19 protein-coding genes are annotated in these 15916 nt (G+C 52.2%); 3 read left to right on the top strand and 16 right to left on the bottom strand.

The genetic code is table 11. The features are described from left to right. Positions 1–61: 61 nt before the first annotated feature. Together KGP21_RS08300 and KGP21_RS08295 are read left to right on the top strand one after the other, a co-directional pair. Complete coding sequence (locus KGP21_RS08300; RefSeq protein ID WP_223537906.1) at positions 62–382, top strand: Arc family DNA-binding protein; 321 nt, start codon at positions 62–64, stop codon at positions 380–382. A gap of 9 nt (positions 383–391) precedes the next feature. After that, the gene (locus tag KGP21_RS08295; protein WP_223537904.1) at positions 392–565 is read left to right on the top strand and encodes a hypothetical protein; all 174 of its coding nucleotides are present in this window, start codon (positions 392–394) and stop codon (positions 563–565) included. A gap of 17 nt (positions 566–582) precedes the next feature. Here KGP21_RS08295 and KGP21_RS08290 read toward each other — a convergent pair whose 3' ends face one another. The 3 genes from KGP21_RS08290 to KGP21_RS08280 are packed head-to-tail and all read right to left on the bottom strand — an operon-like array spanning position 583 to position 4582. Continuing rightward, positions 583–2550 carry an injection protein gene (locus KGP21_RS08290; protein ID WP_371824847.1) on the bottom strand — a complete coding sequence of 656 codons (1968 nt, stop codon included), beginning with the start codon at positions 2548–2550 and terminating at the stop codon, positions 583–585. Further along, entirely contained in the window at positions 2535–3923 is a 1389-nt protein-coding gene (locus tag KGP21_RS08285) for a phage DNA ejection protein (RefSeq protein ID WP_223537901.1), read from the bottom strand. The genes KGP21_RS08290 and KGP21_RS08285 overlap by 16 nt, the downstream gene beginning before the upstream one ends. Further along, positions 3923–4582, bottom strand: a complete 660-nt coding sequence (locus KGP21_RS08280; protein ID WP_223537899.1) for a DNA transfer protein — start codon at positions 4580–4582, stop codon at positions 3923–3925. Before KGP21_RS08280 ends, KGP21_RS08285 begins: the two co-directional genes overlap by 1 nt. Before the next feature lie 133 nt (positions 4583–4715). On the opposite strand from KGP21_RS08280, the gene KGP21_RS08275 reads away from it, so the two are divergent. Further along, positions 4716–4904 (top strand): hypothetical protein, encoded by a 189-nt coding sequence (locus tag KGP21_RS08275; protein WP_223537896.1) that lies wholly within the window; start codon positions 4716–4718, stop codon positions 4902–4904. A 41-nt stretch (positions 4905–4945) separates the two neighbouring features. Here KGP21_RS08275 and KGP21_RS08270 read toward each other — a convergent pair whose 3' ends face one another. The 13 genes from KGP21_RS08270 to KGP21_RS08210 form a co-directional block, all read right to left on the bottom strand. Further along, a complete protein-coding gene (locus tag KGP21_RS08270; protein WP_223537893.1) occupies positions 4946–6001 on the bottom strand; it encodes a tail needle knob protein in 1056 nt (351 codons plus the stop codon). Then, positions 6001–7428, bottom strand: a complete 1428-nt coding sequence (locus KGP21_RS08265; RefSeq protein ID WP_223537890.1) for a packaged DNA stabilization protein — start codon at positions 7426–7428, stop codon at positions 6001–6003. Before KGP21_RS08265 ends, KGP21_RS08270 begins: the two co-directional genes overlap by 1 nt. Continuing rightward, positions 7400–7906 carry a packaged DNA stabilization gp4 family protein gene (locus KGP21_RS08260; protein WP_223537887.1) on the bottom strand — a complete coding sequence of 169 codons (507 nt, stop codon included), beginning with the start codon at positions 7904–7906 and terminating at the stop codon, positions 7400–7402. Before KGP21_RS08260 ends, KGP21_RS08265 begins: the two co-directional genes overlap by 29 nt. Then, a complete protein-coding gene (locus KGP21_RS08255; protein WP_223537886.1) occupies positions 7884–8228 on the bottom strand; it encodes a hypothetical protein in 345 nt (114 codons plus the stop codon). The genes KGP21_RS08260 and KGP21_RS08255 overlap by 23 nt, the downstream gene beginning before the upstream one ends. A gap of 39 nt (positions 8229–8267) precedes the next feature. After that, positions 8268–9551, bottom strand: coding sequence for a P22 phage major capsid protein family protein (locus KGP21_RS08250; protein ID WP_223537883.1), 1284 nt, complete (start codon positions 9549–9551; stop codon positions 8268–8270). Then, positions 9551–10459 carry a scaffolding protein gene (locus KGP21_RS08245; protein WP_223537880.1) on the bottom strand — a complete coding sequence of 303 codons (909 nt, stop codon included), beginning with the start codon at positions 10457–10459 and terminating at the stop codon, positions 9551–9553. The genes KGP21_RS08250 and KGP21_RS08245 overlap by 1 nt, the downstream gene beginning before the upstream one ends. A 13-nt stretch (positions 10460–10472) precedes the next feature. Continuing rightward, entirely contained in the window at positions 10473–12638 is a 2166-nt protein-coding gene (locus KGP21_RS08240) for a portal protein (RefSeq protein WP_223537878.1), read from the bottom strand. Then, entirely contained in the window at positions 12638–14137 is a 1500-nt protein-coding gene (locus KGP21_RS08235) for a terminase large subunit (protein WP_223537875.1), read from the bottom strand. The genes KGP21_RS08240 and KGP21_RS08235 overlap by 1 nt, the downstream gene beginning before the upstream one ends. Beyond that, positions 14115–14603, bottom strand: a complete 489-nt coding sequence (locus KGP21_RS08230; protein ID WP_223537872.1) for a DNA-packaging protein — start codon at positions 14601–14603, stop codon at positions 14115–14117. The genes KGP21_RS08235 and KGP21_RS08230 overlap by 23 nt, the downstream gene beginning before the upstream one ends. Before the next feature lie 55 nt (positions 14604–14658). Beyond that, positions 14659–14991 (bottom strand): hypothetical protein, encoded by a 333-nt coding sequence (locus KGP21_RS08225; protein WP_223537871.1) that lies wholly within the window; start codon positions 14989–14991, stop codon positions 14659–14661. A gap of 16 nt (positions 14992–15007) precedes the next feature. Further along, on the bottom strand, positions 15008–15220 hold the full coding sequence (locus KGP21_RS08220) for a DUF551 domain-containing protein (RefSeq protein ID WP_223537869.1): 213 nt from the start codon (positions 15218–15220) through the stop codon (positions 15008–15010). A gap of 133 nt (positions 15221–15353) precedes the next feature. Next, positions 15354–15635 (bottom strand): DUF2829 domain-containing protein, encoded by a 282-nt coding sequence (locus KGP21_RS08215; protein WP_223537868.1) that lies wholly within the window; start codon positions 15633–15635, stop codon positions 15354–15356. Positions 15636–15655: 20 nt separating this feature from the next. Further along, positions 15656–15874, bottom strand: coding sequence for a DUF2560 family protein (locus KGP21_RS08210; protein ID WP_245398486.1), 219 nt, complete (start codon positions 15872–15874; stop codon positions 15656–15658). Positions 15875–15916 lie beyond the last annotated feature (42 nt).

Genomic DNA, 15916 nt, shown 5'->3' with positions numbered 1-15916 from the left:
ATTGTGGGTGATGTCAATATGATGCTACCTTGTTTTGCATAAATAATTACGGCCCATGAAAATGACTGAAAAAGAAGACCAGAATTTTATCGAGCGATTTACGGTAAGAATGCCTGACGGAATGCGTGATGCCATAGCCGAGCGAGCCAAGGCTAACGGGCGGTCGATGAACTCGGAGATCGTGCAAATCCTAGAGGATGCTCTCAAAGCCAAGGTCATAGCGTGGGATGATGACTTTTTGCCCGAGAAAGAGGCTGACACGGTGATCATGTCAGAGAAACAGTTGAGTAAAATTGTTAACATTGCTACTGAAGAAGCGCTGAAATCTGCTGTAAAATCTCTATCTGAGAAGTTCGAGTTTGTGCCAAAGGCAAAGTCATAGGAGGTTGGGATGGTTGGTTTAGTTATTTTTATTTTAAGTATCGCATGTTGTGCTCTCTACGCTGAAATGGTAGCACTTAAGAAGCGTGTCACAGCTCTCGAAGATCTCGAACCATACCAAGTATCCAAGAAAGTTGTCGAAATAGAAAAAAAACTTGAAAAATTAGCACAAAGAACTGTTTAGCCATCCCTGGCTTTACCCTATCTATTTTCTATTTGGGCATTAACACTTAAGGCTCTTGTTACCGCCTCAATGTTCTTTTCGTATGCAGCGCTCCCGCGTGGGGTGTTAGCCAATCTTAGCAGGGCGTTACGTGTTAGTTTTGACTCGTAGGCTCTACCTGAAAGGCCAACACCAGCCGCTCCAGCCGCCACCTTTGCGGCTACCGGGTTAGCATATGAAGCCAAAGCAGCGGCCAGTGCTGTAGGGCTGGCGAACATCTGCCCCGTCAAAGGGCTGGCAGCAGCTTTTGCTGCCTCTCTTGTCGAGTCGAGGTATTTAACCACCCCTTCAAGACGCTTCCCGTGCTCTCCTTTAAAGAAAGAACCAGCCTGCTTACGTGTGCGATGTAGTTCGTTGATAAACTTCTCAACGCTTACATTTCCTGATGCATCCGTTGCCTTGTTTACCGCATTTTGTACAAGGGCCCCCCGCGCATTCTGTCGCCCTTTATCATCAAGAAGCCTGAATAATTGGGACCGATCAGCGGCCTTCTGGCTGAATATCAGCTTGGATACATCCTCAGGATTAACCCTGCCAGTCTGTATTGCCTTTTGAACGCGAGTGTTGCTCATCATGTCATTGAACTTAGCCCATGACCTGTCGGCCCGGTAAAGCTTTCCAGCTTCCTCTGGGCCTAATTTTTTACTAACGGCCTTTGCCATGTCCTGAGTATACGCCTTGTAAATCGGCTCTAATGCCTTCTCAAGTACGTCGCGATCAACCTCATCAGGAGCGGCCATAAACCGTTTTCTCAGGTCAGTTCTGTTATCACGGGCAAGCCTTAAATTGTTAGTCCCGCTGGTAATATCATCCTTGTATTGCTTGAGAACATTAATTGCAGAGCGGTCTTGCGATGCACCTGGCCTGGTTAATCTGGCTATCTGATCATCAATGGCCTTTGTAGTTCCACTGATATCAACCGGGGTATCACCCATCGCATTTATAACACGGTCATAACGCTGACCGGCAGCTTTGATAAACTGCTGCTGTCCTGCACTAGCAGATCTATACAGGGCATCGTCTGAGATTCCGCCAACCTCATCACTAAAAGTCTTAACAAGCTTTTCTCTAGCCTCTTGCTGAGTCCTTCTTTGCCCGCCAGTTCCTGCATATGGAATCCTTTCGGCGAGCGTTCTAACCTGTTGCCCTACGTTTGTTTTAGGCTCCAATACATCGGTTGTCATTAGAGGCAGGTTATTTTGCTTGGCGAAATCAATAGCGGCCTGTTGTTCTGGCGCAATTGCCCCTCTGGTTGCGCGAGTTAAAGCGCTAATTCCGCGCTCCGCCGCTTTACCAACGCTACCGATGCCAGCAGAAAAAGCAGTTTGCAATGGGTCTATCTGCTCGCCGCCCGCCGCCTGTGCAGCGCCCTGCAAGGCTACATCCGTTGCGGCTGACTTAGCCCCTGCCCCAAGAATTGTAGCCCCTCTAGCTGCCGGGGTGAAAGCCACAGCATTTGCCAAAAATGAAGTTACGTCCTGGGGGGAAATTCCAGGCTTGTTTAATGCATAGTCACCCGATGGCAGTGATACGACAACATTGCCTTTCGAGTCCTGGCTGAGCTTCCCGCCCATGCTCTGCAATATCTTCATTTGTGAGGCATCAGAGCCAAAAAGCTGACCTATGCCAGCTTTGAGGGCATTCATTGACCACTCATTAAGCTCAGGCGCTGCGCCAACATTCTGCAAACCTTCAAGCTCAGGCGTCATTTGGCTTTTGCCCGTAACTGCATCAATGGCTCGCTCCCTGAATCCTTTAGCCGCCGCTGTATCAGCGTCGCGGCTCTGCGCAAGAGTTGCGTTAGTGTTCGCCATACCCTGAGCATAAGAGTTGAGTGGTTCCTGTGGTTCACCATCCAATACAAAGCCTTCTGGAAGTTCAGCGCCTTGTTGTGGCGGCGTGTCATCCAGCACAAAACCTTCTGGTAATCCTACATTGGCTGCCATTGTCCACCCCTATATACTAATTTTTGCCCCGTACGCGGGTTGGTAGCAGTTGCCCCATCACTAACGCCACTAATTGCACGCTCTGCCACTGCTTCTTGTTGCGGCTTTCCTGAGTATGTTGGCAAGCTATTTCCCGCCTGCTCCTGCTCGCGTTGAGCCTTGCGCCCAGACACATAGGTGTCGTAACCGGCTGAGCTATAGCCCATCGTTTGAGCTTCCCTATCTGCCACCTTTTGCAAAACAGAGTATTGACCTCTGATCTCTTGCAGTTGCTTTCTGACCACCTCTTCAGGCTGCGTAATATCTAATTTGGCGATGAGGTTCTCCAGCTTACTACCTTCAGCGTTGGATAGTGCGCCCATGCCTCTTAGTGCTTGAACGTTTTGCACGAAAGCACCGGATTTTAGCTCTTCAATGGTATTGCGGGTGGCTAGCCCTTCTGATGATGTAGTCATATCTGGAAGGCGACCCTCAACCCTTCCGACACCATCAAGCGACTTCTTATTTAGCAGGGCGTCAACCTTCTCGATCCCGCGTTCACCCGTGATCAGGGCGTCGTTATAGCCATTGTTGCCATCAAGCCATTTTTTAGCCTGCCCCATCCTAGCGCCTGTCGCTGGCTTTCCCGTTAACGGGTCCATACCAGTTGACGCGATTTGTGAGTTTAGGGCTACAACATCCATATCTTCAGCAGCACCAGCTCGAGCAAGTTGCGCCTGAGACTGTTTGTAAACCATCTTGTCATGGTTTAATCGGGCCATCTGCGCGCTGTGCGAAAGGTTCTGCCCCCGTCGCGCAGTTTCTGCGGAAATGTCCTGACCTCGCATGGTTACACCGCGATCTGCTTCCTTGCTCTGAATATCAAACTGCTTTTCCATTGGCAGCGTCGCAAGGCGGGCGGCGTTGAGAATGCCATTGAAGCGCGCCGGATCCTGCTGGTACAACTGCATGGCTTGCTCTGGCGAAACCCCCATAGATGCCAACGCTGGGCCGTTCTGTTGAATTGTGGCCTGTAGCTGCTGTGGGTTGCCGCTTGATGCAGCCACAGACAATTTATTGAGTGCGCCGTGGACAAAGGCCGCGTGCTCGGCGCCCTGAATGCCGATCTCCTGCTGAATGTTCTGCGCAAACTCAGGAAACTGGCGGCGTAATGCGGGAAGTTGCTCAGGGGTGGCGCTGCCAATAGCGCTATAGAATTCCTGACGGCGCTGGTTTTCCTGCAACTGTTGCTGGTTCTGCATTTGCTGGCTGGCCACCTGCTGCTGACCCATCCGGTTTTGGGTTTCCATCAGAGCTTCGCGCCGAAAATCAGGAACCATCGATTCGACGTAATTAATAGGCCCGCCAAGCCCCTGCAATCGTTCAAGAGCCATTAGAATAACCCCCCGAATGATGAGAACATGTTGCCGAAAGAGTTCATGTCTTGCGAGGCGCCGTTATTGATGCTGGAGTTGGCACTGGCTGCTGTTTGCCAAGGGATCGCTGACTTACCTGCCAGGATTTGACCTTTCTGCTGCTCCATGCCAGCCATCGTATTGCCCTGGTTCATGGCCCAGTTACCGAGGGCGTTGGCAGATTGAGCCCCCAGACCAGACAAGCCCATAAGTTGGCTATACATCGTCTGCTGCTGATTAGTCATATCCGCCAGGTAGTTTTGACCTAGAGTTGCAGATAATGCAGACAATCCATTGCCGGTAGCTGTCGACCCCAAACCACCCGTTGCCTCTGCGGCCGCCATTTGCTGATATCTGCCAGCATTTGCCATCTGGGCATATTCAGGGCTCTTATAATACTGTGTCAGCAAGGCGTTGCGGTCGATAGGTTGACCTGCCAAACCTTGCAATCCGGCCAAGCCAGTCTGTCCAGCTTTTTCGTAAGGAGTCATCCAGCCGACTGCGTTCTGATACCCCTCACGCTGCTGGCTCATCGCCTCATCTTGGGCCTTCTGCTGCTGATTGGCGGCCTTATTAGCGCCAATGCCACCAAGGATTCCGCTTACTGCGCCACCGATACCGCTAACAATTCCGCCCATCTGGATACCTCTTCATTAAAATTAATTCGCCAGTGGAGTTGTCGATAAATTCCACAGCCCCTCTGAACGTTTCGATAAACCCGAACTTGCGCGCTAGATTGCAAACATGCCGACACTCGGCCAGGATCGGAGCGTGAACCTCACGTGGGCCTATTCGCGCCAAAACATCCGCGACAGCATCCCGGCAGCGGTGACGCTCGCCATTCTTCATCGCCATGTGCATATCCACGTGGTCGCCAAAATCCAGCAGGACAAACACACCGACGCCGTTCCAGAGCAGATAATCGGCCTCAATTTCTGGCCACGACGGAACGCCCCATAGCCGCATAAGGCGTGAGCCTGTTATTTTGTCTATGGGGGTCATTACTGCTCCGCGATCATCTTGATGGTGGTAGCCGTGAAGGCTGAGCCGTTGGATTGGATGGTCATCGTGCTGCCGTTTGTGGCCAGGAATCCGCCCTGGTCAACGCTGAATAATGTCGCCATGAGGATATTGTCAGTTGCCGTAGCGGCGTTCCGACTGACAACCAGAGTGTCAGGAACAGCTCCGGAGAATGTCAGCTGCATAGACCGGTTTGTCGTTCCGCCAGTCCAGGTGCCGATAATCGACAGCTTAAAGTTGACCGTTTTGTTTTCGTTAAAAACGACCATCTTGTCAGCGGTAGTGTCGAAGAACGGCGCGAAGGTGCCTGATGTTGGCGTTAATGCCTTCAGCAGCGTGACCAGGTTCGTAGCTGTAGTCGGGATGTTGAGTGATATACCGGTAAATGTAAGTTCTGACTTCTTGCGCGTGGTTTTGTATTCCAGCGCGGTTAAGCGTGTACCGTGTGCTGTCACTTGCGTTTGTAGCGACGTCACGCTGGCTTGCAAGTTGGTGATATTGGTTTCGGCAGTCGTTACACGCACTGTCAGTGCGGTAAGGTTCGTTTGCAGGGTGACAATATTGCCCTCTGCCGTGGTAACTCGCGTTGTCAGCGTGGCAACGTTGGTCTGCAAGCCAGTGATGGCGCTTTCGGCAGTCACCATCCTCACGGTGAGGGCTGCGATGTCGGTCGTGTTCTGGGTGATGCGTGTTTCGTGGTCGGCCAGCTCAGCCTCGGCTGCCGTGATGCGAGCTTCATGATTTACCAGCGTCGCTTCTGCTGCGGTAATTCGCGCCTCATGGTTAATCAGAGTTGCTTCTGCAGCATCCAGGCGTACTTCATGGTCAGCAAGTACCAAATCCTGCTCGTCGTTTTTCACCTGAGCATCCCAGGCCCCCTGCCCGGCTTCGTTTGCCTTTCCCGCTACATTACCCAGGTCTGTTCCCTGCTGAACAACGTAGAGAAAGTAAGGCTGCGAGAAGATTTTAGGGAGTAGCGTTGCGTCAATGCGCGTGGCCTGCACGATGACAGGCACGTTTAAGTTGTCATCAGCCATTATTCCACCCGTATAGAGCAGTCTGAGAGCGTCACAGGAGAGCGAGTAATTACCCTAACCTTGAACCCGATATTCTTGCGAGCTCGGCCTATACGACGCCACAGGACGCGCTTGTCGTATATAAACGGTGCGTTGGCGTCAATCATCTGCTCTCGGCCATAGTTAGAGCCATCTGCGGTTGCAGAGATGAATAACCGCTCAGCGAATTGCGATACCCCGGTAGCCGCTTCCAGTTCGAAGTCGAACACCCTGGCGTTATTGGCCTTGAACATCGGGGTAAACAGCAGGTGCTCGGTCTGCTTGTCATATTGAGCTGAAGAATCAAACTTTAACGCACCTGTTTGAGGCTCGTTTTTATCTCCAACGCTGATCTGATTGCCTTCATACATATAATCGATAGCGCGATGTGCAGTATCAAAAAGCCCTGTGCGCAAAATGCACCACTGCGCACCGTTTTGACCAGCAGATGCATCATAACAAAGCACATGGCGTGGTAAGTGAACTAGCAATAGCTCGTGTGAATCAAAGCGCACCGTTTCCATAACTCCGGCCCCAATTTCATCCGCGCTGTATTCCCGTAAAATCTTCTCTACCGTTGCAGAGGCAATAACCTGAGTTTGGCCGGAGTTGATGACATAAATCGAAGGCGCACCGGTAGCCTGGTTGCTGATGAATGCAAATGAGTCCATAAACTCAGTTTTGCAATAGGTTCCTGCAATTCCCTTCTGCACCATCAGTGATGGCTGGGAAACGTAAATTGCGGACGTCGCATCTGTTGCGCCGGTCAGAGAGAAGTATTCAATGGTGCTGCTGCCAAACATCACCACAAAGTCACGCCACACGCCGCAGCCGATAATCCCGTCAGGCTGAGACTCAGCACTATAGAACGGACGGAAGCGGTCAGGATGAGACTCGTCCTCTAAATCTGTGACGCCGAACAGTTGAGTGTCATTCTTCACCCACACATATCGCCCCCTTGCCCGGCATATGTCACGAACGTAGCCAATGTCGTACTGGGCGTATGTCACATCACCGATGCTCTCAGGCCAGTTCTGTAGTGTTTTATTTGTTCCGTCATAGCGATATAGCGTCATTGAACCGTTAGCGCCTACAGCCTGACTGGTGGCGCTGTGTGCCATGCTAACGCGACCACTCCCGGCTACATCACCGCGCTCGGTGCTGGCGTTATAAATCTTCCCGCCAAGCACCCGATAAACCACGCTCTGAACTGTGTTGAACTCAGCCCCTCTCGATGTGCCAGCGACATCCGACCGCTTGGCTATGCCAGGAAACGACCTTAGATAGCCGGACGCATTCAGGACTTCTTTCGGTGTCGCCAACATATTCACCGGCAGCAGATCAACATAGTCAGCGTTGCGGTAGTCTTTTCCGAGTCCTTTAGCCAGGGGGAGTTGAGTCGTCGGCATTATCTTCATCCCTATTGTGGAAATAGTTATGGCCGTTCAGCGTTAATAGCCGGTTACCAGAGCCGATTGGCATGCGATTCGGATAACCTGCCTGGGCTTTGGCTTTCTTGGCCTTGCTGGCCGCTGATGATTTAACGAGAAGCTCTTTGCCGTAACGGGCGGTGGCGACAACTTTCCCCATCGCTTCCATCACGTAATCGGGGGCGATGCGCACAGCGAGGTTGTGATAAACGGCGCTGAGGTGTCCGATTTTCAAGCCGTGGTCATCACCAGGGTCTGGCGCAACATCATCAGCAGAGAACAGATAGCCAACGTCGATCCCATTCCCGTCCTCGTACCATTCTGCCATCATCATTTCGAGGTCATTCACAGCGTCCTCGACTGATTGCGGCTCGACGTCGGTCAGCGTGGCATTTGATGCGATGCCGATTTTTCTCAGGGCCGCATTAACCAGATCACCCTTCGTTGTCAGGTTCATCAGTGCTCACCTTCTTTTGGCGGCCGGGTTTCTTCTTTGGCTCAGGCTCAGGCTCAGGCTCAGGCTCAGGCTCAGGCTCAGGCTCAGGCTCAGGCTCAGGCTCAGGCTCAGGCTCAGGCTCAGGCTCAGGCTCAGGCTCAGGCTCAGGCTCAGGCTCAGGCTCAGGCTCAGGCTCAGCAGATGATTTCAACAATTCATCCGGATGTGCAAACCAGCCTGCATCGAGATATTCCTGCACCTCATCCTTTGGAATGATCGCCCAGTCATAACCGACGCCTTTCCATTTCTTTGTGTCGCCATGGCGAAATACCATCTGTGTCATGTTCTGCTCCAAATAAGAAAGGGGCCGAAGCCCCTTTGGTTATGCCTGATTTGCCAAGCCCACGCCGATTGCTTCCGGCCGAACCGCTGTCGGCGCATACCACAGCGCAATACGGCACTTGCCGGTCAGGGTGCTGATATCGCCCTGATAGGCCACGACGCCGTTAATCCCAACGTTTGGAATTGCGAAGCTCTGGGTTTTCATGCCAGAGAACAATTCGTGGTTGATTGGGATCGGCTGAGACACCAGGCGGATAGAATCATCAGCCCAGAACACGTTTGACTGTGCGGTCGTGGTGTTCAGGATGTTCACCGTCATTGTGTCAGCCAGGGAGGTATTAACGTTGGCGTAAGCTTTCTCTTCCGGCAGCAGGGTTGTGTCATCCAGAGCTACCGGCTTAGGCGTGATGGTTACCTGCGCACCGTTCACGGCAACGACTGAGAAAGTCGCGTCCTGAGTCAGCACGTTCTTCGCCATCTGAGCCAGGAACTTGACGCCGGTGAAGGAGATCTTGTCGCCACGCTTCAGGCCAGTGCCGGAGCTCAGCGTAACCACTGCGGTGCGGTTGTCCACGTTCTCACGGTTGCCATCGGTATCAGCAACCCACGCTTGAGGCTTGAACTTCTGCGCACCAGCCACAGTGATGCCGGTCGCCGTTGAAGCTGGCAGAGTTGGCATTTTCGGAGAGCGGAGCACGTCGTTAAAGCCTGCCACCTGGCGCTGGATGGTGCCTGACTTGTATGCTTCTTCAGGAATGCGGCCAAAAAAGTCTTTGCCGGTCAAATCCTGCCCTGCACCACGGTAGTCGGTTGGGTTGAAGAAGTAAGACAAGCCAGAGCTGCGATTCAGTTCACGAGAGAAGATGAGTGCTTCCGCTTCGGAAATGAAATCCCAGCCAGTAGTTGCTGAGCCGATAGGGTCAGCACTGGTAACAACCAGGGAGCCCATTTCAACCGCTTGCTTGGCGATCGAGGTTTCCACGTTGTTAGCCAGTTTCTGGCCGGATGCCTGGATGCGGCGACGCAGTGAACGCTCGTCACGCAGGTCATCGGCGCGCAGTGTGAAGAAGTCGTTATCCGGTACGCCCATGTTACACTTAACAGACAGCTCCAGGATGCCGGTAGCCTGCCCGGTCAAATCCCAGCCCTGTTGTGTTGGTGCTTCTTGCTCCAGCGGCATCCACACGGTGTTCTGTGAACGCTGCATGTCACCAGCTGGCGGTGTGTATTTGCCAACGCGCTGAGCCATTGGCGTGAGGTTTTCCACGGTCTCGATAATCTCATCGACCATGTAGGTGATTACTTGACCTTCGTTAAGAGCCATTATTTGATTCCTTTAATCTGATTTTTAATCTTGCGGTAGGTCTCCGTGTCTCCCTTACTTGCGGCCTCTTCCATCTTCTTCTGGAGAGAGGCCACGTTTGCCGCAGTGACTGAGCCATTGATAGGCTCATCAACCGCAGGTGCGCCGGATACTTGCTTACCGCGAGGCTTGAGAGTTAAACGTTCTGATATCCGAGTGAGTTCAATCAGCGCTTGCTGCCCGTTCATAGCCAGGAGGCCACGAACTTTCTCTGGGTTTGAGCCCAGGTGGTAAATGAGCGCGGCGGATTTCTCAGGGAAAAGCGCCATGATGTCGGCACCAACTTGCGGCGGCACCAACTGCATGAATGCGTCCTCTTTATCCTGGAAGTCAGGGATGTTGAGCTTTTCCGCCGCGTCATAGTGCTTGCGGGCTGCATCGGCGTAATGCGCTGACTGCTGGGTGAACTCCTGAATCTTGCGGCCTTGCTCTGCTACGCCATTGCTGCGAGCATCCATAGCCTTGACCTGCCAATCGCTATTAGCGGCGCTGAATGCCGCCAGGGCGCGAGATTGGTCATAGTCGTACTTAGCCAGCGCCTCATCCGAAAGGAAGTCGTTTACGTCTGGCTGCTTTGGCAATTCAGGGGTAACCCGTAGGTTCTCCGGCACCTCGCCACGCTTCACAGATTCCATCTGTTGCTCAAGCTCACGTTGACGCTTGCGCTCCAGACGTTTCGCTGCAAATTGCGCGTTGGTTGCCGGGTCTTGTTTCTGTTTCTCATCGCCACTCAGGACAATCTCGAAGCCCTGTTCCTGCCCTTCGCCAGAGTTGGCATTAACGTCTGGCTGATTAACTACAGGTGCCGCCTGTTGGGTAACGGGCAGGGATTGTTCTTCAGTTGCCTGAATTTCGGTGGTTGTGTCCATGTCTAGCTCTCTCTTATTGAGGAATCTCGGCTGCTCTGCCGGAAGGTTGCATTGCTTGCTGCATGAGACCGGCTAAGTCCATGCGTTTTGAGTGGAGTTGCTCTTGCCCTTTGAGGACAAGCTCAGCGTCAGCGCGGGCTGCGTCGCCCTGCTTATTCTGGAAGTCGCCAAGCAACTTGAGTGCGTTGATGACGTCTTGTTTCTTGGTGCTGTCAGCAGATGCGAGGATTTCAACAACTCTCGCCGCTGCCACTTGTGCATCAGATTGTGCTTTGAATGCATCAACCTGAATGCGAGCCTGGTCGTTCTGGGCTTTCTGCAAATCGGCTTGACCGGTAAGCAATACGCCCTGCGCCTGAACCATCTCAGCACTTGGTTCTTGCGGCTTCTGCTGCGCCTGCTGCACCATCTCAATTTCTTCAGGTGTTTCAGGTTTCTTGAGGCCCATCGTGACGAGTTGCTTGTTGGCGTACTCGCGCATGATTTCCACACCCTTGCCATCAAGCAGCGTGAAGTATTGCAGCATGAGCATTTGGAACTCAGGCGTACCCTGTGGAACCTTGGCCAGCAGTTCAAGGATCTCCGCTCGGTTCTGGCTCTTCATACTCTGGAATGACGGGCCAACATCGGTATAGGTTTCATACCGGCCACGGACATCGTTAAGCACAATCGACCGCCCGGTCTGGTAGTCGATAACCTCAGACATCAGCTGCACGTCTTTCTCGCTGCCATCAGGTAGCGTGGTCATAACGGTGCGGGGAACGTCGTAGATGTCGTTAACCATGGATGCGTAGATTTGCCCGTCACGGCGCATGGCTGTGGCCAGGTTGTCCTGGAACACATACGTTGACAGGTCGGCCCGCATGTTCAGTTGGTTGACCGTGTCGAATGCCACTTGCCCGTTGGCTGCGTCAGAATCAACGCCAAGCTGCGACACTTCTTTCACTGCATTGGTGGCTGCTTCCAACATGTATGCGCTGGCCTGCGATACTTCCGGGTTCTCCATGTAGGCGATAGGTTGCGCCGGCAGGTCGCCGCTGTTTTCGTCAGTGCGGTTTACCAGGTAATACGGGTAATCGTCCGTGCCGCTATACATGTGCTCGTAACCGGCGATTTGCTCCGGCCAGAAGAAAGGTTTCTTCTTCGGCGTTCTAGCTACCGTATCGGCGTTAAAGCTCATGATCATGTTGCGCAGGCGCTGGCCGTCTTTCGTCAGCCTGACAACGCCCTCGTACACCTCTTTGTCACCAGCAAAGCCCCATTCTCCATAGACTGGCACGATTGGCAGGTGCTCACCGGCTATTAACTCGCGTGACTTGAGGATTGCCGAACTGGTGAGGATCGTCTTGTAGACACGGCAACGCTTAACTTTGCGCTCACCGACTTTCACCATGCCGGACTCTGCCAGCTCATCAATTACATCGGCAATGTCGCGCTTGAAGTAGCTGACCGGCTCACCACCAAGCGGATCTTGATAGATGAATACAGTCTCTTTCTTCTCTTCGACCTCGTAGAACTCACCGACGTAAACGACATCTTTGTTCAGCCATGGGAATAACCAGTTGCTATCCGGGATCTGGAAATCTGGGATGTTGTCAGCGTCAAAGCCATAATCAGCGGCGAACGATTCCCACCCGGCAATGCTGAGCGGCTGAATCACCGTTACATGCTTGGCGTCAGACTTGTCCATCAGCTTACTGTTGCTGTCCCAGATGACGTGTGATGCCGCTTCGTGAATTGGGATGCGGCGGATCACCTGGTTATTGCTGGTCGGGTCTTGGTCTTCGTACTCGGTAACAATGCGCCAGGCACCGAAACCGGCCTCTATCTGCTCACGCACTGCGATGTTAACGGCAATCTTCGCCGAGTTGTGCCGCATGTCAGTGCGATACATGCCCATAAGCGTGTCAGCGGAATCAGGCGCTGCGCCATCTTTCGGTCGATACAGGACATCAATCGGGTTCTGCCGCATCTCTGCGACGAGTTTGCGCACTACCGGACGGACTACATCGAACTGGCCACGGTATTGCAGCGTTGTGTATTGGTTCAGCCAGTCATCCCACTGCGACACACGACTAAAGAACAGATCGTTGGTCGCTTCGGTTCTGGCTTCATCGCTAGACATCCAATCCCGATCAAACAGCGTCAGGATTGCTTGCAGCTTGTCATCATCAGCCATTATCTACCTCGTGGAATCGGCTTAATTGGGGCGGGCATTTTCTTTTCTTTTGGCTTTCTGATGTCGCGCATCATCTTGGCGAAACGTCGCATCATGTAGGCATATCGAACGGCATCAATGACGTCGTCGTTTGTCTTGGAAATCTTTCCGTTCGCATCTCTGTGATAGAGGCGGAACTCTTCGAAGAATGGCTCGCAAGTGTTGAATGCCCGGAACCGGCTATCGAGCATGAGGTCACGCAGCTCAGCAAGCCCTGGCTCTACGGCGTTACCGCCATCAGGCCACGTAGCGTGTTCTGGCAGCATTTGGAAACCGGCGTCTGCGTACTGAACCTTTAGCTGCTCACCGCCGCCCTTCTCGTGCTGATGTCCGTCATGCGGCCAGGCTACTGGTATCTTGCTGGCCCACGACTTAACAGCACCCCAAGCTTGCACGGCTGTGTTCTCTGACTTCTTCCACACCCTTGCGAGATAGAAAACGTCCTCGTCTTTATCCCACCAGAGCTGAATGTGAGCCTGCGGGTGACCCCATCCGAAGTCTTGACCGTCGATAACGTAGAAGTGATCAGGGCATTCGAACGGCTGGCACTTGATCGTCTCTTCCGGTATCTGGAAGATTCGACCGCTACCCATCGTCGGTATGCCTTTGGCACGAGCCTCGCGCTCATGCTCTGGGTATGAGGCAACGATTTGTTCTTTCTGCTCGTCGCTGTAGTGATCGGCGTCGTAGATTGTCATGTTGACAACCTTCTGCGCCTTGCTGGGGTTCTTGATAAACTTCTCTACGACCTGCGACATACCCATGAGGGGGGTAAATGTCAGCATTGAGAACTGGCCGTATTTGTTTGTACGTGTCAGCCCTTCGCTGTAGATGGGGTAAGGCGGTTCTTCGTCAAACCATACGCCATGAATGGTGTCACCCTGCCAACGAGCTCGGCCTTGTGAGTACGGCTTGAAGTAGCAGATGGAAATGCCATCCTCAACGCCATCGGCATTGTGGTGCTTAATCAGGAGATGATCGACAAGGTTCGGGAAGAAAGGCGACTTCTTCCAACTGATGATGTCCTCTTTGGGGATTGAACCATAGCCAGGCTCGTCGTTCTCTTCGATACGTCCACAGAGAATGCGCTGAGTGGTCTTAGTTACTGTTTCGTTGGTCTCCCCGCCGATCCAGAACACCACTGGTTCATAGAAACGCTTACCGCCCCAATCACCCTGCCATGCACCATCGTTTGGATAGCCAGCGGTGCCTGGGTAGCGCCCTGTGAGATGGAATGCTACCTCTGCGCCACCGGTGAATGATTTACCAAGCTGGTTACCTGCCATAAAGCATCGTTCAGGGTAATCTGCACCAGCTTCTATAAACTCCCTCTGCTTGCCATACGGAGCAAACTCGTAAAGCTGATGAGTGGCCCTGTAATCTGCTTCGGCCTCCAGGAGTTCAAGCAACTCTATCTGCTCGTCTTCTGTCAGCTCATCAAGGATCGCTTCTTCCACCACGGCTGAGTAACTCCTTAATCCGAGAGCGGCGCTTATCGCGATCTCCCTTATCAGGTGTCACGTCTTCAACTTGCGACTGCTCTTTGAGGCCCAGGTCACGGGCGATGATGTTTGCGTTCAGTAGGTCGGCTGCTGCGCCGGAGAACTTCTGGTTGTAGATGATTTCTTCTGCTCGCGTAGTGATGTCCGAAAAACCTTCCATCGCCTTGAATGTGTACCAGGCAGATCGGGCTATATCGAGGAAAATGCATAGCCCGACGATGGTCATTGCTCGCATCTTAGGTAATTCTTCTTTTGTCACTACGCCTTGAAACGCGAATGCTTTAGTTTCTTTTAGTGGGTTAGCCTCCACCCATTCGAAATACTCACAGCATGCATCCCACAGCGCCTCAGGCGATTCGAATTTCGGGTTTCGCCCATGACTACTGCGGGCCTCCCAGAATCGGTTGCCCTTTGGTGCTGCCATCTCTCTATCCTCGTTAACTCAAATCGCAGGCATTAAAAAAGGCCGCCTTAGCGACCTATTCAATGCATTTCTGAAGCCTCGTTATTAGCTCCTCTACATCCTGCCTTTCCCATACGGCATAGAACGCATCATCCTCATAGCAACCATCACGACCTTCGCAGTTGAAATCCATGCGTACTGAAGTGCCTTTCTCTTTCGCTGAGGAAAGAGTGCTGATGAATTCGTCTGAATTTTTTACATCAATTGAGTCGTGTATTTCTTGGTAGAAATAATCATTACTCAGGCTGTCACCTTTGATGTTTAGCGGCCCAAACGAGTAGGATTCAAACACACTGAACAATGTGTTTTTTGGCAGGGAAAGAAAGGTCTTCCTATCTACAATTTTCATTTTAGCGACCTCTCTTTTAGTCTGGGTATACCAGCGGCATCCAGTGGGTTATCTTTTCAGATCCAGAATCAACGAATGCCTGTGTTCTTTGCCAGTATGTACCCATGCAGGTTAATTTGAACACATCTCCGGTATCGCTAAGCGCTATTACTTCAGCGGACCATCTATCTTTTTTGCTTTCTGGCAGCCTTTCTTCAACGCTTATCCACTGGCTTTTATCATCACCCATAACAACCTCGTCTTAGTTGCTCGTCAAAGGATGAGTGGCAGACGGTGACGATGCCGCTTTTCGGGAGCTACCCTAGCCATTCATTATGATAACTCATTATCCAGCCCACTCGGTGAATAGGCTGTGTAATTGGTTATGCAGCAGGTTCAGCAAGCCAGTCATTGGCGAACAAATCGCCCTGCGATGGAACCCAGCCAGGCTGCATATTTCCTTGCGCATTTTTCAAATCAAGGTGTGGCGCAATATCCACTACACCCAGAGGCGAAATATCAAGATCGGCATATGGGGTTCCCTCTCGTGGCAGCACGTTACTAGTGCCAGGGATTGCGATAACAAACTGGCCTTTACCATTCCAGCCTTCGCGGTAAATTTTTGCGCCACTTTTAGCGGCTTCTAATGCATCACCAAAATTCATTTTATTCCCTTATGTTATGGTTATTGCTGGAAAATTGTTAATGCTTCTTCGGTCAGCTTGATAGCCTTATCGACTCGTGACACCGGCTGGCCTTCTACCTGTGCTTTTGCGTAGGCATCCTTGAACAGCTCATATTTGAACTGATCGCCACCGATGAAGGAGATAGCCTTCTCACCAGCAGCTGTATCGCTCATGACCAAACGGAAGATCTCCAGGTTCATGGCTTGTAATTCTGTCATTTGAATAATTCCCATTGTGGGGAGTCTCCTGAAGTACGACTT

The organism is Serratia sp. JSRIV004 (assembly GCF_019968705.1).
In the GTDB taxonomy this organism is placed as follows: domain Bacteria; phylum Pseudomonadota; class Gammaproteobacteria; order Enterobacterales; family Enterobacteriaceae; genus Chania; species Chania fonticola_B.
Note: the sequence above shows the minus strand (reverse complement) of the source record. Positions and strands in the feature narration are given on the sequence as shown.